Below are 18689 nucleotides of genomic sequence, written 5' to 3' on the forward strand. Positions count from 1 at the left end.
ATGCGAGGCGATGTCCTGGTCGACTCAGAGCAGCTCGGGCCGCTGCCACTCCTCGCCGAGGACGTGCTCGGCGAGGAAGGCCAGCACCGTCGAGTACCAGACCTGGGCGTTCCCCGGGGTCAGCACCCAGTGGTTCTCGTCCGGGAAGTAGAGGAACCGCGACGGCACGCCGCGCTTCTGCAGGTCGTACCAGAGCCGCAGCGCCTCGCCGATCGGCACCCGGTAGTCGCGGTCGCCGTGGATGACCAGCATCGGCGTCCGGATCGCGTCGGCGAAACGGTGCGGTGAGTTCTGCTCGTACCGCTTGGGCTGCTGGAGCGGGTCGCCCCACTCCTTCTCCCAGTAGTACGCCGCGTCGGTGGTGCCGGTGAAGGAGTCGAGGTCCCACAGGCTGGCGTGTGTGACGATCGCCCGGAAGCGGTCGGTCTGGGTGGCCACCCAGTTGGCCATGTACCCGCCGAAGGACCCGCCCATCGCGGCGGTCCGGGTCTCGTCGACCTCCGGGAGCTGCTCGGCGGCGTCGACCGCGGCCATGAGGTCGGTGTAGGGCGCCTCGCCCCACTCGCCCCAGCCGCGCCGGACGAAGTCCAGGCCGAACCCCTGCGACAGCGCGGGGTTGGGCAGCAGGACGGCGTAGCCACGGGCGGCCATCACCCACGGGCACCAGCGCCACGACCAGGAGTTCCAGCTCATCAGCGGCCCGCCGTGGATCCACAGCAGCAGCGGAGCCGGGCAGTCGGCCGAGGCCCCCTCGGGCAGGACCAGCCAGGACTGCACCCGGCTGCCGTCGGCCGCGGTCGCCTGCACCTCGCGCAGCGTTCCCGGGAGCCCCGCCGGGAGGGTGCCGGGGTGGGGCAGCGGCTCCGGGTGCTGGCCGGTCGCCTCCGGGTCCAGGCGCACCGGCGCGGGCGGCTCGTCGTAGGCCGAGCGCAGCGCGTAGAGGGCGCTCCCGTCGCGGGCCACCTGCAGGTCGCTGTAGGCGCCGTCGGAGGTGAGCCGGACGGGCGGGCCGCCGTCCACCGGGACGCGGAACAGCGCGTGCCGGCCCTCGTCGTCGGCGAGGAAGTAGACCGCGCTCCCGTCGGCGCTGAACTGCGGCGCGCTGGGCCACCGGTCGAAGTCCGGCGTGAGGTCGTGGGCCGCGCCGGTGGCCACGTCGACGAGCAGCAGCGTGTAGTCCGGCGGCTCGGCGTAGGTCGACATGGCCTCGCGGACGCAGACCAGCGAGCCGCCGTCGGGCGAGAAGCGGGGCGAGTGGATGTCGGCGAGCGGGTCGTCGACGACGACGCGGGCCGCGCCGGTGGCGGTGTCGAGCAGGACCAGGCGGTCCCGCCGCCCGGCGGGACCGTCGGGCACGGTCTCGGCGCGCGCGAGCAGCCCGCCGTCGGGGGCGAGGGCGATGTCGTCGCCGGAGCCGGTCGGCGGAACGGCGTCCGGCGTCAGGTCGCGCAGCGCGACCGGTTCGGGCGCGGCCCCGGCGGCCGGCTCGGCGGGCAGCCGGCCGGCCCAGAACAGGTGCGGCGCTCCGGGCCCGAGGTCGGAGTCCCAGTACCGCACCGGATAGGCCTCGTGGAGGATCGCGCTGACCCCGGCCTCCTTGCGCTCCTTGCGCCGCGCGGCGTCGGCCTCGACGTCGGTCGCACCGGACATGGCCGCGGCGACCACCACCACGTCACCGGTGTCGGCGGCCACGGCCACCCGGCCGACCCCGCCCGGGTGGGTGAGCACCGGCCGGGCCTCGCCACCCTCGGCTGGCAGGGCCCAGAGGGCCGGCTTCGGGTCCTCCCCGTCGGACTTGGCGCCGGGATCGGGGCGGGCCGAGGTGAACAGCAGCGACCCGTCGGGCGCCCAGACCGGCGCCGACTCGCCGGGCGCGCTGCGGGTCAGCCGCCGGGCCGGGCGCCGTCCCGCCGGGTCGACCTCCCACAGGGCCGACTGCCACGCGGTCCGCTCGGGGTCCAGCGTCTGCACGCAGACCGCCAGGCGGGTGCCGTCGGCCGACAGGGCCAGCCCCGCCACGCGGGGCAGGGCGACGAAGGCGGCCAGGTCGGCGAACGGCGATGTCGGCTCGGGGGTCGACGGGGACTCGTCGGTCGGCTCGCTCACCCGCGTCACCGTAGCGACCGCCCCACCGGGACGCGGCGGCCCCCGGACAGGGGACCGCCGCGACCTGGCGGCGGGTCCTCGCTCAGAGGCGGGGGGCCGCCTCGACCGGGGTGAGGTGCTCGTCGAGGGCGCTGACGAACACGTGCTGGGCCACGCCCGCCGGCAGCACCTCGCCGTCCAGGCTGACCGAGCCGGCGACCAGCTGCGCCACCGCGGTCGCGCCGGGCCGCAGGCCCTGCTCGGCGAGGGTGCGCATCAGCTCGGCGTCCTCCTGCAGCTGCTCGCTGATCCGCTTGACCTCCACCCGGCGCCCCTCGGGGGTGGCGGTGGTGGAGAGCAGGGTCAGCGAGTCCAGGACGGCGGAGGTCTCCCCGCCCAGCGCGTCCAGCCCGGGGATCGGGTTGCCGAACGGCGAGACGCTCGGGTTGCCCAGCAGGGTGAGCAGCTTGCGCTCGACGGCCTCGCTCATGACGTGCTCCCAGCGGCACGCCTCCTCGTGGACGTCGGCGTAGTCCAGCCCGATGACGTCGACGAGCAGGCACTCGGCCAGCCGGTGCTTGCGCATCACCGCCGTGGCCAGCTGCCGCCCCTGGTCGGACAGCTGCAGGTGCCGGTCCCCCTCGACCGTCAGCAGTCCGTCGCGCTCCATCCGGGCGACCGTCTGGCTCACCGTCGGGCCGCTCTGGTGCAGCCGCTCGGCGATGCGGGCGCGGAGGGGGACGATCCCCTCCTCCTCCAGCTCGAAGATCGTCCGGAGGTACATCTCGGTGGTGTCGATGAGGTCGTTCACAGGTCTCCTCCGTGTCGGCCTCGATGGTACGGGGGGAGCGCTCGTGCGCCGGGGTGCGCGAGCGTCCCGGCGCGGGACACGGGGAGCCGCCGGCGGCGGTAGCGTCGGCGCCGGGCAGCGGCCGCCGGGTCGCGGACGGGGCCGTCCCGCGTCACCGGCCGGGAACACACCCGCCCGCGGGACAGGGAGGAGAGCCGGTGAGCGACTCGGTCGCGGTCGTCTGGGACGACGCGCTGCTCGGCTACACGATGGGCGGGGACCACCCGCTGCACCCGGTGCGGCTGGACCTCACCATGCGGCTGGCCGACTCCCTCGGGGTGCTGGCGGCCGACCGGCTGCGGGTGCTGCGGCCGACCCCGGCCGACGCCGACCTGCTGACCCTGGTGCACGACCCGGCCTACCTCGACGCGGTGAGGCGGGCCCCGGCCGACCCGTCCGTCGGGTTCGGGCTGAACACCGCGGACAACCCGGTGTTCGAGGGCATGTACGAGGCCGCGGCCCTGATCACCGGGGGCAGCGTGCTCGCCGCCCAGCAGGTGCACGCCGGCACCGCGCAGCACGCGGTCAACATCTCCGGCGGCCTGCACCACGCCATGCGCGACCGCGCCTCGGGGTTCTGCGTCTTCAACGACGCGGCCGTCGCCATCGCCTGGCTGCTCGCCCAGGGCCACCAGCGCATCGCCTACGTCGACGTCGACGTCCACCACGGCGACGGCGTCCAGGCCGCCTTCTACGACGACCCGCGGGTGCTGACCGTCAGCGTCCACCAGACGCCGCTCACGCTGTTCCCCGGCACGGGCTACCCGGAGGAGACCGGCAACCCGGAGACGGCCCTCGGCAGCGCGGTCAACCTCGCCCTGCCCAACGGCACCGACGACCAGGGTTGGCTGCGGGCCTTCCACGCCGTCGTCCCCAGCGTGATCCGGGCGTTCCAGCCGGAGATCCTGGTCACCCAGTGCGGCTGCGACGCCCACCACGAGGACCCGCTCGCCGACCTGGCGCTCACCGTCGACGGTCAGCGGACCAGCTACCGGGCCCTGCACGACCTGGCCCACGAGGTGTGCGAGGGGCGGTGGATCGCCCTCGGCGGCGGCGGCTACGGGCTGGTGCGCTGCGTGCCCCGCGCGTGGACCCACCTCATCGCCGAGGCCAGCGGGGACCGGCTGGACCCGGCCACCGAGATCCCGGAGTCCTGGCGCGAGGACGTCGTCCGGCGCGGGCTACGGGCCCGGCCGCCGACGCACATGACCGAGGGCGGCTACACGGGCTTCTCGCGCTGGGACCCGTTCACCGAGTCCCGGGTCGACCGCGCGATCGCCCGCACGCGGTCGGCGGTGTTCCCCGACTTCGGCCTCGACCCGGACGACCCCCGTGACTGATCAAGGACCCCCCTCCTCCCCACCGCTCGCCGGCCCGCCCGGCCCGCTGGACGAGCCGGCGGAGGCGCCCGTGCCGCCGGCGCACTGGGAGGCCGACATCATCGCGGCCGACGGCGGGACGGTGCACCTGCGCCCGATCCGGCCCGACGACGCCGAGGGGCTGGTCGGGCTCATGGACCGCAGCTCGGACCAGACCCGGTACTACCGCTTCTTCGGTCCCATGAAGCGGCTGTCCGACCGGGACCTGCACCGGTTCACCCACGTCGACCACGAGGCGCGGGTGGCGTTCGTGCTCCTGCTCGGCGACCAGCTGATCGGCGTCGGCCGCTACGACCGCTATCCGGGCACCAGTGACGCGGAGGTCGCCTTCCTCATCGAGGACGCCCACCAGGGTCGCGGCCTGGGCTCGGTGCTGCTGGAGCACCTGGGCGCCGCCGCGCGGGAGCGGGGGATCGAGCGGTTCGTCGCCGAGGTGTTGTCCCAGAACAACCGGATGGTGCGGGTCTTCCTCGACGCCGGGTACACCCCCGAGCGCACCTACGAGGAGGGCGTCGTCCACCTCACCTTCCCGATCGCCCCGACCGAGACGGCGCTGGCGGTTCTCTACGAGCGGGAGCAGCGCAGCGAGTCGCGCTCCATCGCCCGGCTGCTCACGCCCTCCTCGGTCGCCGTCGTGGGCGCGAGCAACGACGAGCACAAGCTCGGCGCCGCGGTGCTCGAGCACCTGCTCGACTACGGCTTCCAGGGCCCGATCTACCCGGTCAACCCCGGCGCCCGGCACGTCCGGGGGGTGCCGGCCCACGCCACCATCGAGGACATCCCCGACGACGTCGACCTCGCCGTCCTCGCCGTGCCGGCCGACGAGGTGGCCGGGGTGGTCGAGGCGTGCCGGCGCAAGCGGGTCCGCGGGCTGGTGGTGATCTCCGGCGGCTTCGGCGAGGCCGGCCCGGACGGGCGGGTGGCCGAGCGGCAGCTGGTGGCCGCGGCCCGGGCGTCGGGGATGCGCGTGGTCGGGCCCAACTGCCTGGGCCTGGTCAACACCGACCCCGCGGTGCGGCTGAACGCCAGCCTGGCGCCCCGCGTGCCGGGGCGCGGCCGGGTGGGGTTCTTCGCGCAGTCCGGCGCGCTGGGCTCGGCCCTGCTGGAGCAGGCGCGCCGCCGCAACATCGGGCTGTCCAGCTTCGTGTCGGCCGGCAACCGCGCCGACGTCAGCGGCAACGACCTGCTGCAGTTCTGGGCCACCGACCCCGGGACCGAGGTGGTGCTGCTGCACCTGGAGAGCTTCGGCAACCCGCGCAAGTTCGCCCGCCTCGCCCGCCGGGTCGGCCGCGACAAGCCGGTGGTGGCGGTCAAGAGCGGCCGGCACGTGCGGATGACCGAGGCACTGGCCGGCACCTCGGTCGCGGTGCCCGAGGAGTCGGTCGAGGCCCTGTTCGCCTCGGCGGGGGTCATCCGGGTGCAGACCCTCGCCCAGCTGTTCGACGTCGCCACGCTGCTGGCCCACCAGCCGCTGCCGGCCGGCGACCGGGTCGCGGTCGTCGGCAACTCCACCGCGATGGGCGTGCTGGTCAGCGACGCGGTGCTGGAGGAGGGGCTGCGGCTGGCCCGCGACGCGCCCACCGACATCGGTGCCGGCGGATCGGCCGAGCAGTTCCGCGCCGCGCTGCAGGACGCGGTGGACGACGACGCGGTGGACGCCGTCGTCGCGGTCTTCCTGCCTCCGGTCCGGCGGGGCTCGGCCGAGTTCGGGCAGGCGCTGCGCGAGGTGGCCGAGCACGCGCAGAAGCCGGTGGTGGCCACCTTCCTCTCCTCCGAGGGCATCCCCGACGAGCTCGTCGTGCCGGGCGAGGACGGCACGCCGGCCCGCGGGTCGGTGCCGTCCTACTCGACCCCCGAGCGGGCGGTGATCGCGCTGGCGAAGGTCGCCGAGTACGCGCGGTGGCGGCGCCGGCCGGTGGGGGAGCTGCCCGACCTGCCCGACGTCGACGAGCCGGCCGCCCGCGAGCTGGTGCGCGGCGCGCTCGCCGACTCGCCCGGCGGGCGCCAGCTCACCGACGACGAGGCGATCGCCCTGCTGGCCGCCTACGGCGTGCCGCTGCTGGCCACGCGCACCGTGTCGGACGCCGAGGCGGCCGTCGCCGCCGCCGACGCCATCGGCTACCCGGTGGTGCTCAAGTCGACCGCGCCCTGGCTGCGGCACCGGTCGGACCTGGGCGGGGTGCGGCTGGACCTGGCCGACGCCGACGCGGTGCGGTCGGCGTTCACCGCGATCCCCTCCGGGGACCCGGTGATCGTGCAGGAGATGGCCGCGCCCGGGGTGGCGACGGTGGTCGAGATCGTCGACGACCCGTCGTTCGGGGCGCTGGTCAGCTTCGGGCTCGGCGGGGTGGCCACCGACCTGCTCGGCGACCGCGCCTACCGGACGCTGCCGCTCACCGACCTGGACGCCGCCGAGCTGGTCCGTGCGCCGCGGGCGTGGCCGCTGCTCGACGGGTACCGCGGCTCCGAGCCGGTGGACGTCGCGGCGCTGGAGGACCTCCTGCTGCGGGTGGCCCGGCTGGCCGACGACCTGCCCGAGGTCCTGCAGCTCTCGCTGGAGCCGGTGATCGTCGGCCCGGCCTCCCCGTGGCACGGCGGGCGCTCGCTGGTGGTGGCAGGGGCCGTCGTGCGGGTCGGGCCGCCCACCGCCCGCATCGAGCCCGGCCCCCGGCGGATGCGCAGCCCCGGCGTGTGACGGCGGGGAGGTCCGCTCTCAGGCCTCCGGCGTGCGGGCGGCGAGCAGGTGAGCGCGGAAGGGGGCGGGCAGCGTGCCGTCGGGTGCGGTGAAGGGGGCCAGGACCTCGCGGGCCCCGGCCCGGATCCGCTCGTACACCTCGGGCGGGATCCGCTGGGCCAGTGGCGAGCCCTCGACCTCGGTGACGGCCAGCGCCTCGGGGGAGTCGAAGGCGGCCGTGCCGAGGTGCGTGCGGGTGGTGACCCCGATCAGCCCGGCGTCGGTCAGCGTCGCGCGCAGCTCGTCCAGGTCGCCGCAGGCCCAGTAGGCACCCAGCAGCGCGCGGGCCGCCGGGCCGGCGTGCCGGACGGCCATCTCGACGAAGGGTCCGTAGGCCGGCTGGTCGGGCAGGGCGGCCGGCACGCAGACGGCGACCACGCCGCCGGGGCGGGTCACCCGCGCCATCTCGCGCAGCGCCGCCGTCCGGTCGGGGAAGAACATCAGCGCCATCTGGCACAGCACGGCGTCGAAGGACCGGTCGGGGAGGGGGAGGGCGGCGACGTCGCCGTGCCGCCAGTCCAGCTCCGGCCGGATCCGGCGGGCGACGGCCAGCATGGCGTCGTTGAGGTCGACGCCGACGACCCGGCCGGTGCCACCGAGCCGGTCGGCGACGGTGCGGGCGACGATCCCCGTCCCGCAGGCGGCGTCGAGGACGTCCTGCCCGGGCCCGACCCCGGCCGTGTCGGCGAGCAGTGGTGCCCACTCGGCGAAGATCGCCGGCACGAAGCGCGACTCGTAGAGCTCGGCGGCCTCGGCGCTGATCTGGAAGGTCTCGGTCGCGGCTCGCGGTGTCGTCATGACGCGCCTCCCCAGTGCGGTCCCAGGGTCCCGCGCGCGGGGCGGCGCGTCACCCGGCCGGTGCGCGGAGACGCCGAGAGCCGGCCACCGCGTGGTGGCCGGCTCTCGGCAGTGGCCCCGTCCAGAGGCTCGCCCCGAGCGTGCGAGGGGTGAGGAGGACGGGGTCCTCTTGCTCAGGCGAGGTAGTCGCGCAGGGCGTCGGCGCGCTCGGGGTCGCGCAGCTTGGCCATCGTCTCGCGCTCGATCTGGCGCACCCGCTCGCGGGAGAGACCGAACTGCTTGCCGATCTGCTCCAGCGTGCGCGGCTGCCCGCCGTCCAGGCCGAAGCGCAGCACGACGACGTCGCGCTCGCGGTCCTCCAACGTGGACAGGACGGTGCGCACGTCGCCCTTCATCATCTGGAAGGCGACCGCGTCCTCGGCGACCGCGGCGTCGGCGTCCTCGATGAAGTCACCGAGGCGGGACTCCTCGTCGGCGCCCACGGTCTGGTCCAGGCTGACCAGGTCGCGGGAGTACTCGAGCAGCTCGGTGATCCGCTCGGGGGTCATGTCGAGCTCGAGGCCCAGCTCCTCGGGGGTGGGCTCGCGCTCCAGCTCCTGGTGGATCCGGCGCCGGGTGCGCACCACCTTGTTGACCTGCTCGGCGAGGTGCACGGGCAGCCGGATGGTGCGGCCGGAGTCGGCCATCGCGCGGGTGATGGCCTGGCGGATCCACCACGTCGCGTACGTCGAGAACTTGAAGCCCTTGGTGTAGTCGAACTTCTCCACCGCGCGGATCAGCCCGACGTTGCCCTCCTGGATGAGGTCCAGGAACGTCATGCCGTGTCCGGTGTAGCGCTTGGCGACCGACACCACCAGGCGCAGGTTGGCCTCCAGCAGGTGCCGCTTGGCGGCCTTGCCGTCGGTGGCCAGCGTCTTGTAGTCACGCTGGAGCGCCGGGGTGAGCTGCCGCTCGTTGAGCAGCCGCTCGGCGTACAGGCCGGCCTCGATGCGCTTGGCGAGCTCGACCTCCTGCTCGGCGGTCAGCAGGGCGGTCTTGCCGATGGTGTTCAGGTACACCCGCACGAGGTCGGTCGAGACCAGACCGCTCGTGTCGGGCTCGCGGCGCGGCGAGCGGACCTGGAGGGTGTCGGTGGGGGAAGACTGCAGCAGCGTCACGATCTGTCTTCGTCCTTGCCTTCGGTGCGGATGCATCGGCTCGCGTCGTCGTGGCGCGGTGCACCCGAGCGTCATGGGTGGGGGCCTCGGTCAGCCAGCCGGCTCCGCCGGCGGCCGCAGCCCTCGCTCTGGTTGTCCGTTGTCGTACGCCCTGCACAACGGCCCCGACCCCGCCCGGTGTTCCACGGATGCCTGGTTCACAGCAAATGCACAGAGCGTGTGTTGCGTCACCGGGTGATACCCGCCCAGGCGCGGATCAGACCTCCAGGAGCAAGGTCATCGGTCCCTCGTTGACCGACGAGACCAGCATGCGGGCGCCGAACACCCCGGTCGCCACCTCGCTGCCGCGACGCCGCAGCTCGGCGACCACCTGCTCGACCAGCGGCTCGGCCACCTCGCCGGGGGCGGCGTCCTGCCACGAGGGGCGGCGGCCCTTGCGGGTGTCGGCGTAGAGCGTGAACTGGCTGACCACCAGCACGGGCAGGCCCAGGTCGCCGACCGAGCGGGCGCCGTCCTCGGTCGGGAAGACCCGCAGCTCGTGCACCTTGCGGGCCAGCGCGCGGGCGCGGTCGACGTCGTCGTCCCGGCCCACCCCGACCAGGGCGAGCAGCCCGCGGCCGATCTCGCCGACGACAGCGCCGTCCACCGTGACCGCAGCCTGGCCGACCCTGCTCACCACCGCGCGCACCGGCCCATCCTCGGCGCTGCCCTCGCCACCCGGACCGGGGCACCCGCGGACCGCCGGGACCTCGTGACCACCCCGTGATTGTCAACGCGACTGAGGACACCCTAAGTTCTGTTAGCCAAACCTCAGTTCGCCTCGACACCGGTTGTCGCGCCGATCGCCGGCGCCTCGCTCGGAGCCGGACCACCGCGGCGCTGCCCACCGCAGCGACGCACCACCACTGGAAGGACACCATGCGTCGCGCACCGAGACTCGCCGCACTCTCCACGGCGGCCCTGCTGGCGGGCGGGCTCGCCGCCTGCTCGTCGTCCCCGTCGGCCGAGGCCGGGGCGAGCGGATCGGCGGACTTCACCCCGGTCACCATCGAGCACGCCTTCGGCACGACGACGTTGGAGTCGAAGCCCGAGCGGGTGGCCACGGTGAACTGGGCGAACCACGAGGTGCCGCTGGCCCTCGGGATCGTCCCCGTCGGCATGGCCGCGGCCAACTTCGGCGACGACGACGGCGACGGCCTGCTGCCGTGGGTCAGCGAGCGGCTCGAGGAGCTGGACGCCGAGCCGCCGGTGCTCTTCGACGAGACCGACGGGATCGACTTCGAGGCGGTCGCCGACACCGATCCCGACGTCATCCTCGCCGCGTACTCGGGGCTGACCCAGGAGGACTACGACACGCTGAGCGAGATCGCCCCGGTCGTGGCCTTCCCGGAGGCGCCGTGGGCGACGCCGTGGCGTGAGGTCATCGAGGTCAACGCCGCGGGCATGGGCATGGCCGAGGAGGGCGAGCAGCTGGTCGCGGACATCGAGCAGGAGATCGCCGACACCGTCGGCCAGCACCCGCAGCTCGAGGGCAAGGCGACCATGTTCATGACGCACGTGGACACGACCGACCTGAGCGAGGTCAGCTTCTACACGCCGTTCGACACGCGCAGCGCCTTCTTCGAGGACCTCGGGCTGGCGACGCCCTCGAGCGTCACCGCGGCGTCCACCGACAGTGAGCAGTTCTCCGGGACGGTCAGCGCCGAGCAGGTCGACGCGTTCAACGACGTCGACATCATCGTCACCTACGGCGACCAGGCCCTGGTCGACGCCCTGAACGCCGACCCGCTGCTCTCGCAGATCCCCGCCGTCAAGAGCGGGGCGATCGTCCTGCTGCCCGACACCCCCCTGGGCACCGCGGCGAACCCGACCCCCCTGGCCATCTCCTGGGTGCTCGAGGACTACGTCACGATGCTCGCCGAGGCAGCCGACAAGGCCCCGTGACGACGCTCCGCCCCGCTCCGGCCCCGGACGCCGCCGTCGTGCGGCGTCCGGGGTCGGTCCGGTTCCTCTGGCTGCTGGTCGTCGTCGGTGTCCTCGCCCTCCTGATGGCCGCCTCCGTCACGATCGGCTCCCGCGACGTCGACTGGTCCGACATCGTGGCCGCCGTCGGTGGGTCCTCGGACAACATCGGCCAGGCCGCCGTCACCAAGCGCATCCCGCGCACCCTGCTCGCGGTCGTCGTCGGCGCGTCGCTCGGCCTCTCCGGTGCGGTCATGCAGGGCGTCACCCGCAACCCGCTGGCCGACCCGGGCGTCCTCGGCATCAACATGGGCGCCTCGCTCGCCGTGGTCGCCGGGCTGGCCTGGTTCGGGCTGTTCTCGTCGACCAGCATCATCATGACGGCGATCGCCGGGGCCGCGCTCGCGGCGGTGTTCGTCTACGCCGTCGGGTCGCTCGGTCGCGGCGGGCCGACCCCGCTCAAGCTCGCCCTGGCCGGCGCGGCCACCTCCGCCGCGCTCGTCTCCTTCACCACCGCCATCACCCTGCCGCGCGGCGACATCGCCGAGAGCGTCCAGTCCTGGGAGATTGGCGGCGTCGGCGGCGCGACCTTCTCCAGCATCGGCACGGTGCTGCCCTTCCTGGCCGTGGGCTTCGCCGTCAGCCTGCTCTCCGCCCGCAGCCTCAACTCCCTGGCCCTCGGCGACGAGCTCGCGGCCGGCCTCGGGGAGCGCGTCGCCGTGGCGCGCGGGGTCGCGGCGCTCGGCTCGGTCCTGCTGTGCGGCGCCGCCACGGCGGTCTCCGGCCCGATCGGCTTCGTCGGGCTCATCGTCCCGCACCTGTGCCGGCTGCTCGTCGGTGTCGACCACCGCTGGCTGCTGCCGTTCTCGGCGCTGACCGGCGCCTGCCTCCTGACCGCCACCGACGTGCTCGGCCGCATCGTGGCCCGCCCGGCCGAGATCGACGTCGGCATCATCACCGCGCTGGTCGGCGCCCCGGTCTTCATCGCCATCGTCCGCCGGCAGAAGGTGCGTGAGCTGTGACCGCGGGCCTGATCTCCCCGCCGGCGGTCGTCGACGCCGTCGCCCGCGGCCGGGTCCGCCGTGCCTCTCGCTGGCGCCTGGTCGTGGTGGTGCTCGCCGCTCTGGTCGTCGGCGCCTTCGCCGTCACGCTGATGGTCGGGCAGACGTTCTACCCGCCCGGCGACGTGCTCCGGGTCGTCCTGGGGCAGGACGTGCCCGGCGCCACCTTCACGGTCGGCCGGCTGCGACTGCCCCGGGCGGTCCTCGCGGTCGTGGCGGGGCTGAGCTTCGGTCTGGCCGGCGTGACGTTCCAGACGATGCTGCGCAACCCGCTGGCCAGCCCGGACGTCATCGGCATCAGCGCCGGGGCGAGCGCTGCGGCCGCCTTCGCGATCGTGTTCCTCGGCTGGAGCGGGACCGCCGTCTCCGTCACCGCGATCGTCGCCGCGCTCGTCGTGGCGCTGCTCGTGTACGTGCTGGCGTTCAAGGACGGGGTCGCCGGGACCCGGCTCATCCTCATCGGCATCGGGATCGCCGCCATGGCCAGGAGCTTCATCGCCTACGTCCTGGACCAGGCCGGGACGTGGGACTTCGCCGAGACGCTGCGCTGGCTGACCGGCAGCCTCAACGGCAGCACCTGGGAGGCGACGGTGCCGGCCCTGATCGCCCTGGTGGTGCTCGGCCCGGTGCTGCTGACGCAGACCCGAGGGCTCGCCGCGCTGCAGCTCGGTGACGACACCGCCTCGGCCCTGGGGGTGCGCGTCGAGCGCACCCGTCTGGTCGCCATCGTCGCGGCCGTCGGGCTGATCGCGTTCGCCACCGCCGCCTGCGGTCCGATCGCCTTCGTGTCGTTCCTCGCCGGGCCGATCGCGGCCCGGATCGTGGGGCCGAACGGCTCGCTGCTGGTCCCGGCGGCCCTGGTCGGGGCGCTGCTGGTGCTCGTCGCGGACCTGGTCGGCCAGTTCGCCCTCGGGACCCGCTTCCCGGTCGGCGTCGTCACCGGCGTGCTCGGCGCGCCGTACCTCATCTACCTGATCGTCCGCACCAACCGGGCCGGAGGCTCGCTGTGACCGCCACCCACTCGCTCGCGGCCGAGGAGCTGACGCTCGCGTACGGCGAGCGCACCGTCATCGAGGACCTCGACCTCGCCGTCCCGGCCGGCCGGATCACCGCGATCGTGGGGGCGAACGCCTGCGGCAAGTCGACCCTGCTGCGGTCGATGTCCCGGCTGCTGTCCCCGCGCGCCGGCCGGGTCCTGCTCGACGGCAAGGCGGTGCACCGGATGCCCGCCAAGGAGCTGGCCCGGACCCTGGGCCTGCTGCCGCAGTCGCCCATCGCGCCGGAGGGCATCACGGTCGCCGATCTCGTCGGCCGTGGCCGCCATCCCCACCAGGGCGTGTTCTCCCGGTGGAGCCGGGACGACGACGCCGCCGTGGCGGCTGCCCTCGAGGCGACGGCGACGACGACGCTGGCCGACCGCGCCGTCGACGAGCTCTCCGGAGGCCAGCGCCAGCGGGTGTGGATCGCGATGGCACTGGCCCAGCAGACCGACCTGCTCCTGCTGGACGAGCCGACGACGTTCCTCGACGTCGCCCACCAGATCGAGGTGCTCGATCTGCTCACCGACCTCAACCGGGCGCGCGGCACGACCATCGTCATGGTCCTGCACGACCTCAACCTCGCCGCCCGCTACGCCGACCACCTGGTCGCGCTCTCCGGCGGACGGGTGCACGCCGCCGGCGACCCCGCCGACGTGCTCACCGAGGACTGCGTGCGCGCCGTCTTCGGTCTCGACAGCCGGGTCGTCGTCGACCCGACCTCGGGCAAGCCGCTGATGCTGCCGATGGGGCGCCACCACACCGCGGCCCCGGCCGTCGCGCTCCCGGGCGGATCCGGGGAGCTGGCCGGCTAGCCCCGCCGCCGGGCCGGCTGTCGAGGGTGAAGACGTGCTCGCCGTCGAAGACCCCGGCTACGCCAGGTCCCAGCCACCGCAGTCGCCAGCCTGGAGTCACCTCCTGGACGGTCGGGCGCAGCGTCACCCCTCGAGCGCCGACCGGCTGCAGGCGCAGGGTGAGCCGCTGCCCCACGGCGACGGAGCCCGCCGCGGAGGTGATGAAGGGGTTCGACTCGCGATAGCCGGCCAGGTCGGTCAGGACCTGCCACACCCGCCCGGGTGGAGCAGCGATGTCGATGGACGTGCGCAGCTGCATGCTCATGGCGACCAGCTCCTACGGCGGAGCTCCGCACCGGCGGATCACCGCAGCGCCGTCCGTGGGCACCCATCAGGAGTGCAGCGACCCGTCCGGTGCCGCGACTGGGGTCGGGATCGCTCCCCACAAGATGCGGCAGGATCGGCGACCGTGCCGAACCTGACCCTCACCCAGGACCCCGCGGCCGACGAGCTGCTCGGCCGCGACCCGCTCGCGCTGCTGCTCGGGATGCTGTTCGACCAGCAGTTCCCCATGGAGCGGGCGTTCGCGGGGCCCCGCCTGCTGGCCGACCGCATGGGGGTCGACACCCTGTCGGCGGCCGCCATCGCCGAGGCCGACCCGGAGCGGATGACCGCCTGGTTCCAGGGGCCTCCGGCCATCCACCGCTATCCCGGGTCGATGGCCGGCCGCGCCCAGGCCGTCTGCCGGCTGCTGGTCGAGCGCTACGACGGCCGGGCGGAGGCGCTGTGGGCCGACGCTCCTGACGGCCGGGACCTGGTGAAGCGGATCGGGGAGCTGCCCGGGTTCGGCGCCCAGAAGACGAAGATCCTCGTCGCGCTGCTGGGCAAGCAGTACGGAGTGACCCCTCCGGGATGGCGGGAGGCGGCCGGCGAGTACGGCGAGGACGGCTCGCGGCGGTCGGTCGCCGACATCACCGGGCCCGAGTCGCTGGCCGATGTGCGTCGCGCCAAGCAGGAGAAGAAGCAGGCCGCGAAGGCTGCCGCGGGCTCCTGAGAACGGCGCGCACGGGGTCTCGGCACGGTCCCGGAACCGGTGGCACCATGGGCGTCGCACCCGGGCTGCGCCGGGACCCGGACGCCGTCGGGACGTCGGGCGGAGCAGCTCGTGGAGGGATCCGCCGGGCTCCCGTGGAGCCGGCGGAGGGGAGGAAGCCCGTGGCCTCGAGCCAGCAGCCCGCGCGTTCCCGTCGGCCCGAACCGGTGCTCATCACCGAGGCCCAGCTCGGCCTCGACGAGCAGCACGCGATGCGGAAGCGGCGGTACGTGATCACGATGGCCGTCCGTGCGGTGGCCCTCGTGCTGGCCGCGGTCTTCTACCAGACGCTGTGGTTGGCGCTGGTCTTCGCAGTGCTCGGTGTGGTGCTGCCCTGGATCGCGGTCATGATGGCCAACGACCGGCCGCCCAAGAAGAAGCTGGACCCGAACCGCTACGCGCCGGGCCGCCCCGACCGGATCCTGGAGAACCCCGCCCGCCCGGGCCGGGTCATCGAGCACTAGCGGGCGCCGGCCCGCCCCACCACGGCGGCGGCCGCGGCCAGGCCTGCCTCCAGCGCGCGCACCGGGTCGGTCGGATCGGCGAGCCACACCGACAGCAGCCCGGCGGCGAACGCGTCCCCGGCGCCGGTGGTGTCGACGACGGTCGCCCGGTGGGCCGGCCGGTGCACCAGCTCCCGCCCCGAGGCCCACAGGGCGCCGTCCCTCCCGAGCGTCACCACCGCGAGCGCGTGCCGGCCGGCGAGCGCGCGGGCCGCCGCGGCGGGGTCGGCGCAGCCGGTGAGCAGCCGGGCCTCGGCCGCGTTGGGCAGCACCAGGGTGGCCGCGGCGGTGTCGGCCAGCCACCGGTCGACGCCGTAGCGCGCCAGGGGCCCGCTGGAGGCCGGGTCGATCGAGACCGTGGCGCCGGCGGCGACGGCCGCGGCCAGCGCCGCCAGCCCGGCGGCGCGGGGCCGCGGGTCCAGCAGCGTGTAGCCCGACAGGTGCAGGTGCCCGCCCGGGGACGGCGGCGGCACGTCCTCGGGCCGGAGGGCGAGGTTCGCCCCGCGGTCGGCGAGCATGCTGCGGCCGCCGCCGGGCTCGACCAGGCTGACGATGGTCCCGGTGGGCGCGCCCGCCACGGTCCGCACGGCCGGCGACACGCCGTCGGCCACCAGCTCGGCGACCAGCCCGGTCCCGGCGGCGTCGTCCCCCGCGCACCCGGCGAACACCACGGGGGTGCCCAGCCGGGCCAGGTGGGCGGCGACGTTGGCCCCGGCGCCACCGCCGCGGCTGCGGATCCGCGCCGGCCGGTCGGAGTCGGGCGCCGGCTCCCCGGAGAGCACCACGACGACGTCCGTGGCCAGGTCGCCGACGACGAGGGCGGGGCGAACCACGGGTCAGCGGGCCCGGGCGGGGAGCGCGGACAGCGCGGCGGCGATCCGCCCGGCCAGCTCGGCGTTGCGCAGCACCAGCCGCACGTTGACCGCCAGGGTGGCCCCCCGGCTGGCCCGGTGCAGGTGGTCGAGGACGAACGGCGTGACCGCCTTGCCGCGCACCCCGGCCGCCTCCGCCGCGGCCAGCGCGTCGGCGATCACCCGGTCGTGCAGCGTCGGGTCCAGCTGCTCGCCGGCCGGCAGCGGGTTGGCGACGACGACCGCGCCCGGCGCCAGGGCGCGGCGGGCGGCGAAGACGGCGGCCGCCTGCGCGGCGTCGTCCACCGACCAGTCCAGCCGCGCCCCGGAGTCGGCGACGTAGAAGCCGGGGAAGGCGCGGGTGCGGTAGCCGACGACGGTGACCGACAGCGACTCCAGCCGCTCCAGGGTGGCCGGGACGTCGAGGATCGACTTGACGCCGGCGCAGACGACGACCAGCGAGGTGCGGGCGAGGGCGGTGAGGTCGGCGGACTCGTCGAAGGTGTCGGCCGCCTGCCGGTGCACCCCGCCCAGGCCGCCGGTGGCGAAGACGCCGATGCCGGCCCGCGCGGCCAGCAGCGCGGTGCTGGCGACCGTCGTCGCGCCGCTGACCCCGAGGGCGGCGGCGACCGGCAGGTCGCGCACGCCGAGCTTGGCGAGGCCGGGGTCGGCGCACACCCGGTCGACCTGTGCTGCCGTCAGCCCGACGTGCGGCACCCCGTCCAGGACGGCGATGGTCGCCGGCACCGCGCCGCCCGCACGGACGGCGGCCTCCACCTCGTCGGCCGCGGCGCGGTTGTCCGGCCGGGGCAGCCCGTGGGCCAGCAGCGTGCTCTCCAGCGCCACCACCGGGTCGCCAGCGGCCAGCGCGTCGGCGACCTCGGGGGAGAGCCGGTCGGGGAGGTCGGGGTCCAGGGCGTGCACCCTGCCATGATGGAGGGCGGGGGAGTCGCCTGGCGGGCGCCTCCCGGCCCCGGTCCCGCGAGCCCCAGGGAGCAGCGCGTGAGCAGCACCGACATCCTCGAGAAGCCCGACGTCCGCGAGGGCGACACCGGCAACGCCAACGAGGTCTTCCACTACGTCAAGAAGAACAAGATCGCCGAGAGCGCCGTCATGGGCACGATGGTGGAGGCGCTGTGCGGCGAGGTCTTCCCGGTGACGAAGAGCCCCAAGCCCGGCAGCCCGGTCTGCCCGGCCTGCAAGGAGGCCTACGAGCAGCTCCGCAAGGAGTGAGCGGGCGAGGAGCCGGGGCGGGACGCCTGGGCCGGGGGTGCCTCAGAGCAGGTCGAGGCGGCGGGCGCGGTCCAGCTTCTGCGCCCGCCGCTCCTGCCGCCGCTTGAGGTGCCGGCGCAGCGGCGCCGGCCAGCGGGTCTGGATGGTCGCGTTGAGCTCGGCGCCGAGCAGGACGGCCATCCCGAAGAAGAAGCAGAACAGCAGGGCCGCGATGGGGGTGGCCAGCGCCCCGTAGGGCAGCGTCGCGGTGAGGATGTCGGACACGTAGGCCCGCAGCAGCAGGACGGCCACGAGGAAGAACGCCACCGCCAGCAGCGTGCCCGGCACGTGCCGGCGCCACGGCAGCCGCCGGGGCAGCACCACGTGGTAGAAGCTCGTCAGGGCCAGCACGAGGCCGACCAGCACCAACGGCCAGTAGACGGCGTTGACCAGCACCGTCCCGGTGTCCTGCCAGTCCGCCGGCAGCAGCGCGACCAGCACGCCCCGGCCGAGCACCAGCAGCGGCAGGGTCAGCACCGCCAGCACCATGCCGACGACGAAGAGCCACAGCGCCATGAGCCGGGTGGCGATCGGCCCCCGGACGTCGCGCTGGTCGTAGGCGATGACGATGGTGTTCATGAACGTCGCCGTCGCCGAGGAGCCGGCCCACAGCGAGAGCAGGAAGCCGACGCTGACCAGGTCCAGCCGCCCCGAGCCGAGGATGTCGGCCAGGGTGGGCCGCACGAGCGAGTCGACGACGTCCGGCGTCAGCGCCTCGGCCGACGCGGTGAGCAGCTGCTCCTCGATCTCGGCCACCGAGGCGGTGCCGATGAAGCTCCCGAGGTAGCCCAGCGAGCCCAGGAGCCCGATCAGCAGCGGCGGCACGGACAGGATCTGCCAGAAGGCGGCCTCGGCCGACAGCCCGAGGATGCGGTCCTGCCAGGCCTTGGCCAGCGTGCGGCCCAGGACCTGCAGGGGCACCCGCGCCGGCGCGGGCCAGCGGGCCAGCCGCCCCGGCGAGGCGGGGGCGGCCGGCTCCGGCGCGGGATCGGGGGTGGGATGCTCGCCCTCGGCACCGTCCGGGCCGCTGCCGGCGCGGGCCGGTGACCCCCCGGGCAGGACGGTGCTCACCGCCCCAGTGTGCACGTCAGTGCGGAGGCCGACGGCCGGCCG

General features: G+C 75.0%; 17 protein-coding genes and 1 pseudogene. 9 read left to right on the forward strand and 9 right to left on the reverse strand.

All coding sequences use genetic code 11. From position 1 onward, the window contains the following. Positions 1 to 24 precede the first annotated feature (24 nt). Together PGN05_RS06380 and PGN05_RS06385 are read right to left on the reverse strand one after the other, a co-directional pair. A complete protein-coding gene (locus tag PGN05_RS06380) occupies positions 25 to 2106 on the reverse strand; it encodes a S9 family peptidase (protein WP_419751693.1) in 2082 nt (693 codons plus the stop codon). Between the two features lie 82 nt (positions 2107 to 2188). Continuing rightward, positions 2189 to 2896: a metal-dependent transcriptional regulator gene (locus PGN05_RS06385; protein ID WP_419751694.1), complete on the reverse strand. Its 708-nt coding sequence runs from the start codon at positions 2894 to 2896 to the stop codon at positions 2189 to 2191. A gap of 197 nt (positions 2897 to 3093) precedes the next feature. Here PGN05_RS06385 and PGN05_RS06390 point away from each other — a divergent pair, with 197 nt between their 5' ends. Further along, entirely contained in the window at positions 3094 to 4275 is a 1182-nt protein-coding gene (locus PGN05_RS06390; protein ID WP_419751695.1) for an acetoin utilization protein AcuC, read from the forward strand. Between the two features lie 70 nt (positions 4276 to 4345). Beyond that, entirely contained in the window at positions 4346 to 7009 is a 2664-nt protein-coding gene (locus tag PGN05_RS06395; protein WP_419751696.1) for a GNAT family N-acetyltransferase, read from the forward strand. A gap of 18 nt (positions 7010 to 7027) precedes the next feature. Here the strand turns inward: PGN05_RS06395 and PGN05_RS06400 are convergent, their stop codons facing one another. From PGN05_RS06400 to dtd, 3 genes are all read right to left on the reverse strand, one after another. Continuing rightward, positions 7028 to 7846 (reverse strand): methyltransferase domain-containing protein, encoded by an 819-nt coding sequence (locus tag PGN05_RS06400; protein ID WP_419751697.1) that lies wholly within the window; start codon positions 7844 to 7846, stop codon positions 7028 to 7030. A 173-nt stretch (positions 7847 to 8019) separates the two neighbouring features. Beyond that, entirely contained in the window at positions 8020 to 9003 is a 984-nt protein-coding gene (gene sigB, locus PGN05_RS06405) for an RNA polymerase sigma factor SigB (RefSeq protein ID WP_419751698.1), read from the reverse strand. Positions 9004 to 9259: 256 nt separating this feature from the next. Then, a complete protein-coding gene (gene dtd, locus PGN05_RS06410; RefSeq protein WP_419751699.1) occupies positions 9260 to 9691 on the reverse strand; it encodes a D-aminoacyl-tRNA deacylase in 432 nt (143 codons plus the stop codon). Between the two features lie 230 nt (positions 9692 to 9921). On the opposite strand from dtd, the gene PGN05_RS06415 reads away from it, so the two are divergent. The 4 genes from PGN05_RS06415 to PGN05_RS06430 are packed head-to-tail and all read left to right on the forward strand — an operon-like array spanning position 9922 to position 13878. Further along, positions 9922 to 10947, forward strand: coding sequence for an iron-siderophore ABC transporter substrate-binding protein (locus tag PGN05_RS06415; protein ID WP_419751700.1), 1026 nt, complete (start codon positions 9922 to 9924; stop codon positions 10945 to 10947). After that, the gene (locus PGN05_RS06420) at positions 10944 to 11987 is read left to right on the forward strand and encodes a FecCD family ABC transporter permease (RefSeq protein WP_419751701.1); all 1044 of its coding nucleotides are present in this window, start codon (positions 10944 to 10946) and stop codon (positions 11985 to 11987) included. Before PGN05_RS06415 ends, PGN05_RS06420 begins: the two co-directional genes overlap by 4 nt. Beyond that, positions 11984 to 13036, forward strand: coding sequence for a FecCD family ABC transporter permease (locus PGN05_RS06425; RefSeq protein WP_419751702.1), 1053 nt, complete (start codon positions 11984 to 11986; stop codon positions 13034 to 13036). The genes PGN05_RS06420 and PGN05_RS06425 overlap by 4 nt, the downstream gene beginning before the upstream one ends. Continuing rightward, complete coding sequence (locus tag PGN05_RS06430; protein WP_419751703.1) at positions 13033 to 13878, forward strand: ABC transporter ATP-binding protein; 846 nt, start codon at positions 13033 to 13035, stop codon at positions 13876 to 13878. The genes PGN05_RS06425 and PGN05_RS06430 overlap by 4 nt, the downstream gene beginning before the upstream one ends. 16 nt (positions 13879 to 13894) lie before the next feature. On the opposite strand, the pseudogene PGN05_RS06435 reads toward PGN05_RS06430, so the two are convergent. Next, positions 13895 to 14182 (reverse strand): annotated as a pseudogene (locus PGN05_RS06435) (SRPBCC family protein); the annotation flags it as partial. Between the two features lie 144 nt (positions 14183 to 14326). Between PGN05_RS06435 and PGN05_RS06440 the strand changes: the two are divergent. Together PGN05_RS06440 and PGN05_RS06445 are read left to right on the forward strand one after the other, a co-directional pair. After that, positions 14327 to 14911, forward strand: a complete 585-nt coding sequence (locus PGN05_RS06440) for an HhH-GPD-type base excision DNA repair protein (RefSeq protein WP_419751704.1) — start codon at positions 14327 to 14329, stop codon at positions 14909 to 14911. A 161-nt stretch (positions 14912 to 15072) separates the two neighbouring features. Continuing rightward, a complete protein-coding gene (locus PGN05_RS06445; protein WP_419751705.1) occupies positions 15073 to 15414 on the forward strand; it encodes a DUF3099 domain-containing protein in 342 nt (113 codons plus the stop codon). On the opposite strand, the gene PGN05_RS06450 is transcribed toward PGN05_RS06445, so the two are convergent. Together PGN05_RS06450 and PGN05_RS06455 are read right to left on the reverse strand one after the other, a co-directional pair. Next, a complete protein-coding gene (locus PGN05_RS06450; protein ID WP_419751706.1) occupies positions 15411 to 16286 on the reverse strand; it encodes a carbohydrate kinase family protein in 876 nt (291 codons plus the stop codon). The two genes, PGN05_RS06445 and PGN05_RS06450, sit on opposite strands and share 4 nt — an antisense overlap. 3 nt (positions 16287 to 16289) lie before the next feature. After that, a complete protein-coding gene (locus PGN05_RS06455; protein ID WP_419751707.1) occupies positions 16290 to 17228 on the reverse strand; it encodes a pseudouridine-5'-phosphate glycosidase in 939 nt (312 codons plus the stop codon). A gap of 78 nt (positions 17229 to 17306) precedes the next feature. Between PGN05_RS06455 and PGN05_RS06460 the strand changes: the two genes are divergently transcribed. Further along, positions 17307 to 17537, forward strand: coding sequence for a DUF3039 domain-containing protein (locus PGN05_RS06460; protein WP_419751708.1), 231 nt, complete (start codon positions 17307 to 17309; stop codon positions 17535 to 17537). A gap of 42 nt (positions 17538 to 17579) precedes the next feature. On the opposite strand, the gene PGN05_RS06465 is transcribed toward PGN05_RS06460, so the two are convergent. After that, a complete protein-coding gene (locus tag PGN05_RS06465) occupies positions 17580 to 18647 on the reverse strand; it encodes a YihY/virulence factor BrkB family protein (RefSeq protein WP_419751709.1) in 1068 nt (355 codons plus the stop codon). Positions 18648 to 18689 lie beyond the last annotated feature (42 nt).

Origin of the sequence: Geodermatophilus sp. CPCC 206100 (assembly GCF_048569675.1) — a bacterium.
Lineage (GTDB): Bacteria > Actinomycetota > Actinomycetes > Mycobacteriales > Geodermatophilaceae > Geodermatophilus.

Excerpts from the sequence above, each read along its gene's own strand:
- PGN05_RS06400 (WP_419751697.1), bottom strand. The coding sequence starts at position 7,846 with ATGACGACACCGCGAGCCGCGACCGAGACCTTCCAGATCAGCGCCGAG.
- PGN05_RS06415 (WP_419751700.1), top strand. The coding sequence starts at position 9,922 with ATGCGTCGCGCACCGAGACTCGCCGCACTCTCCACGGCGGCCCTGCTG.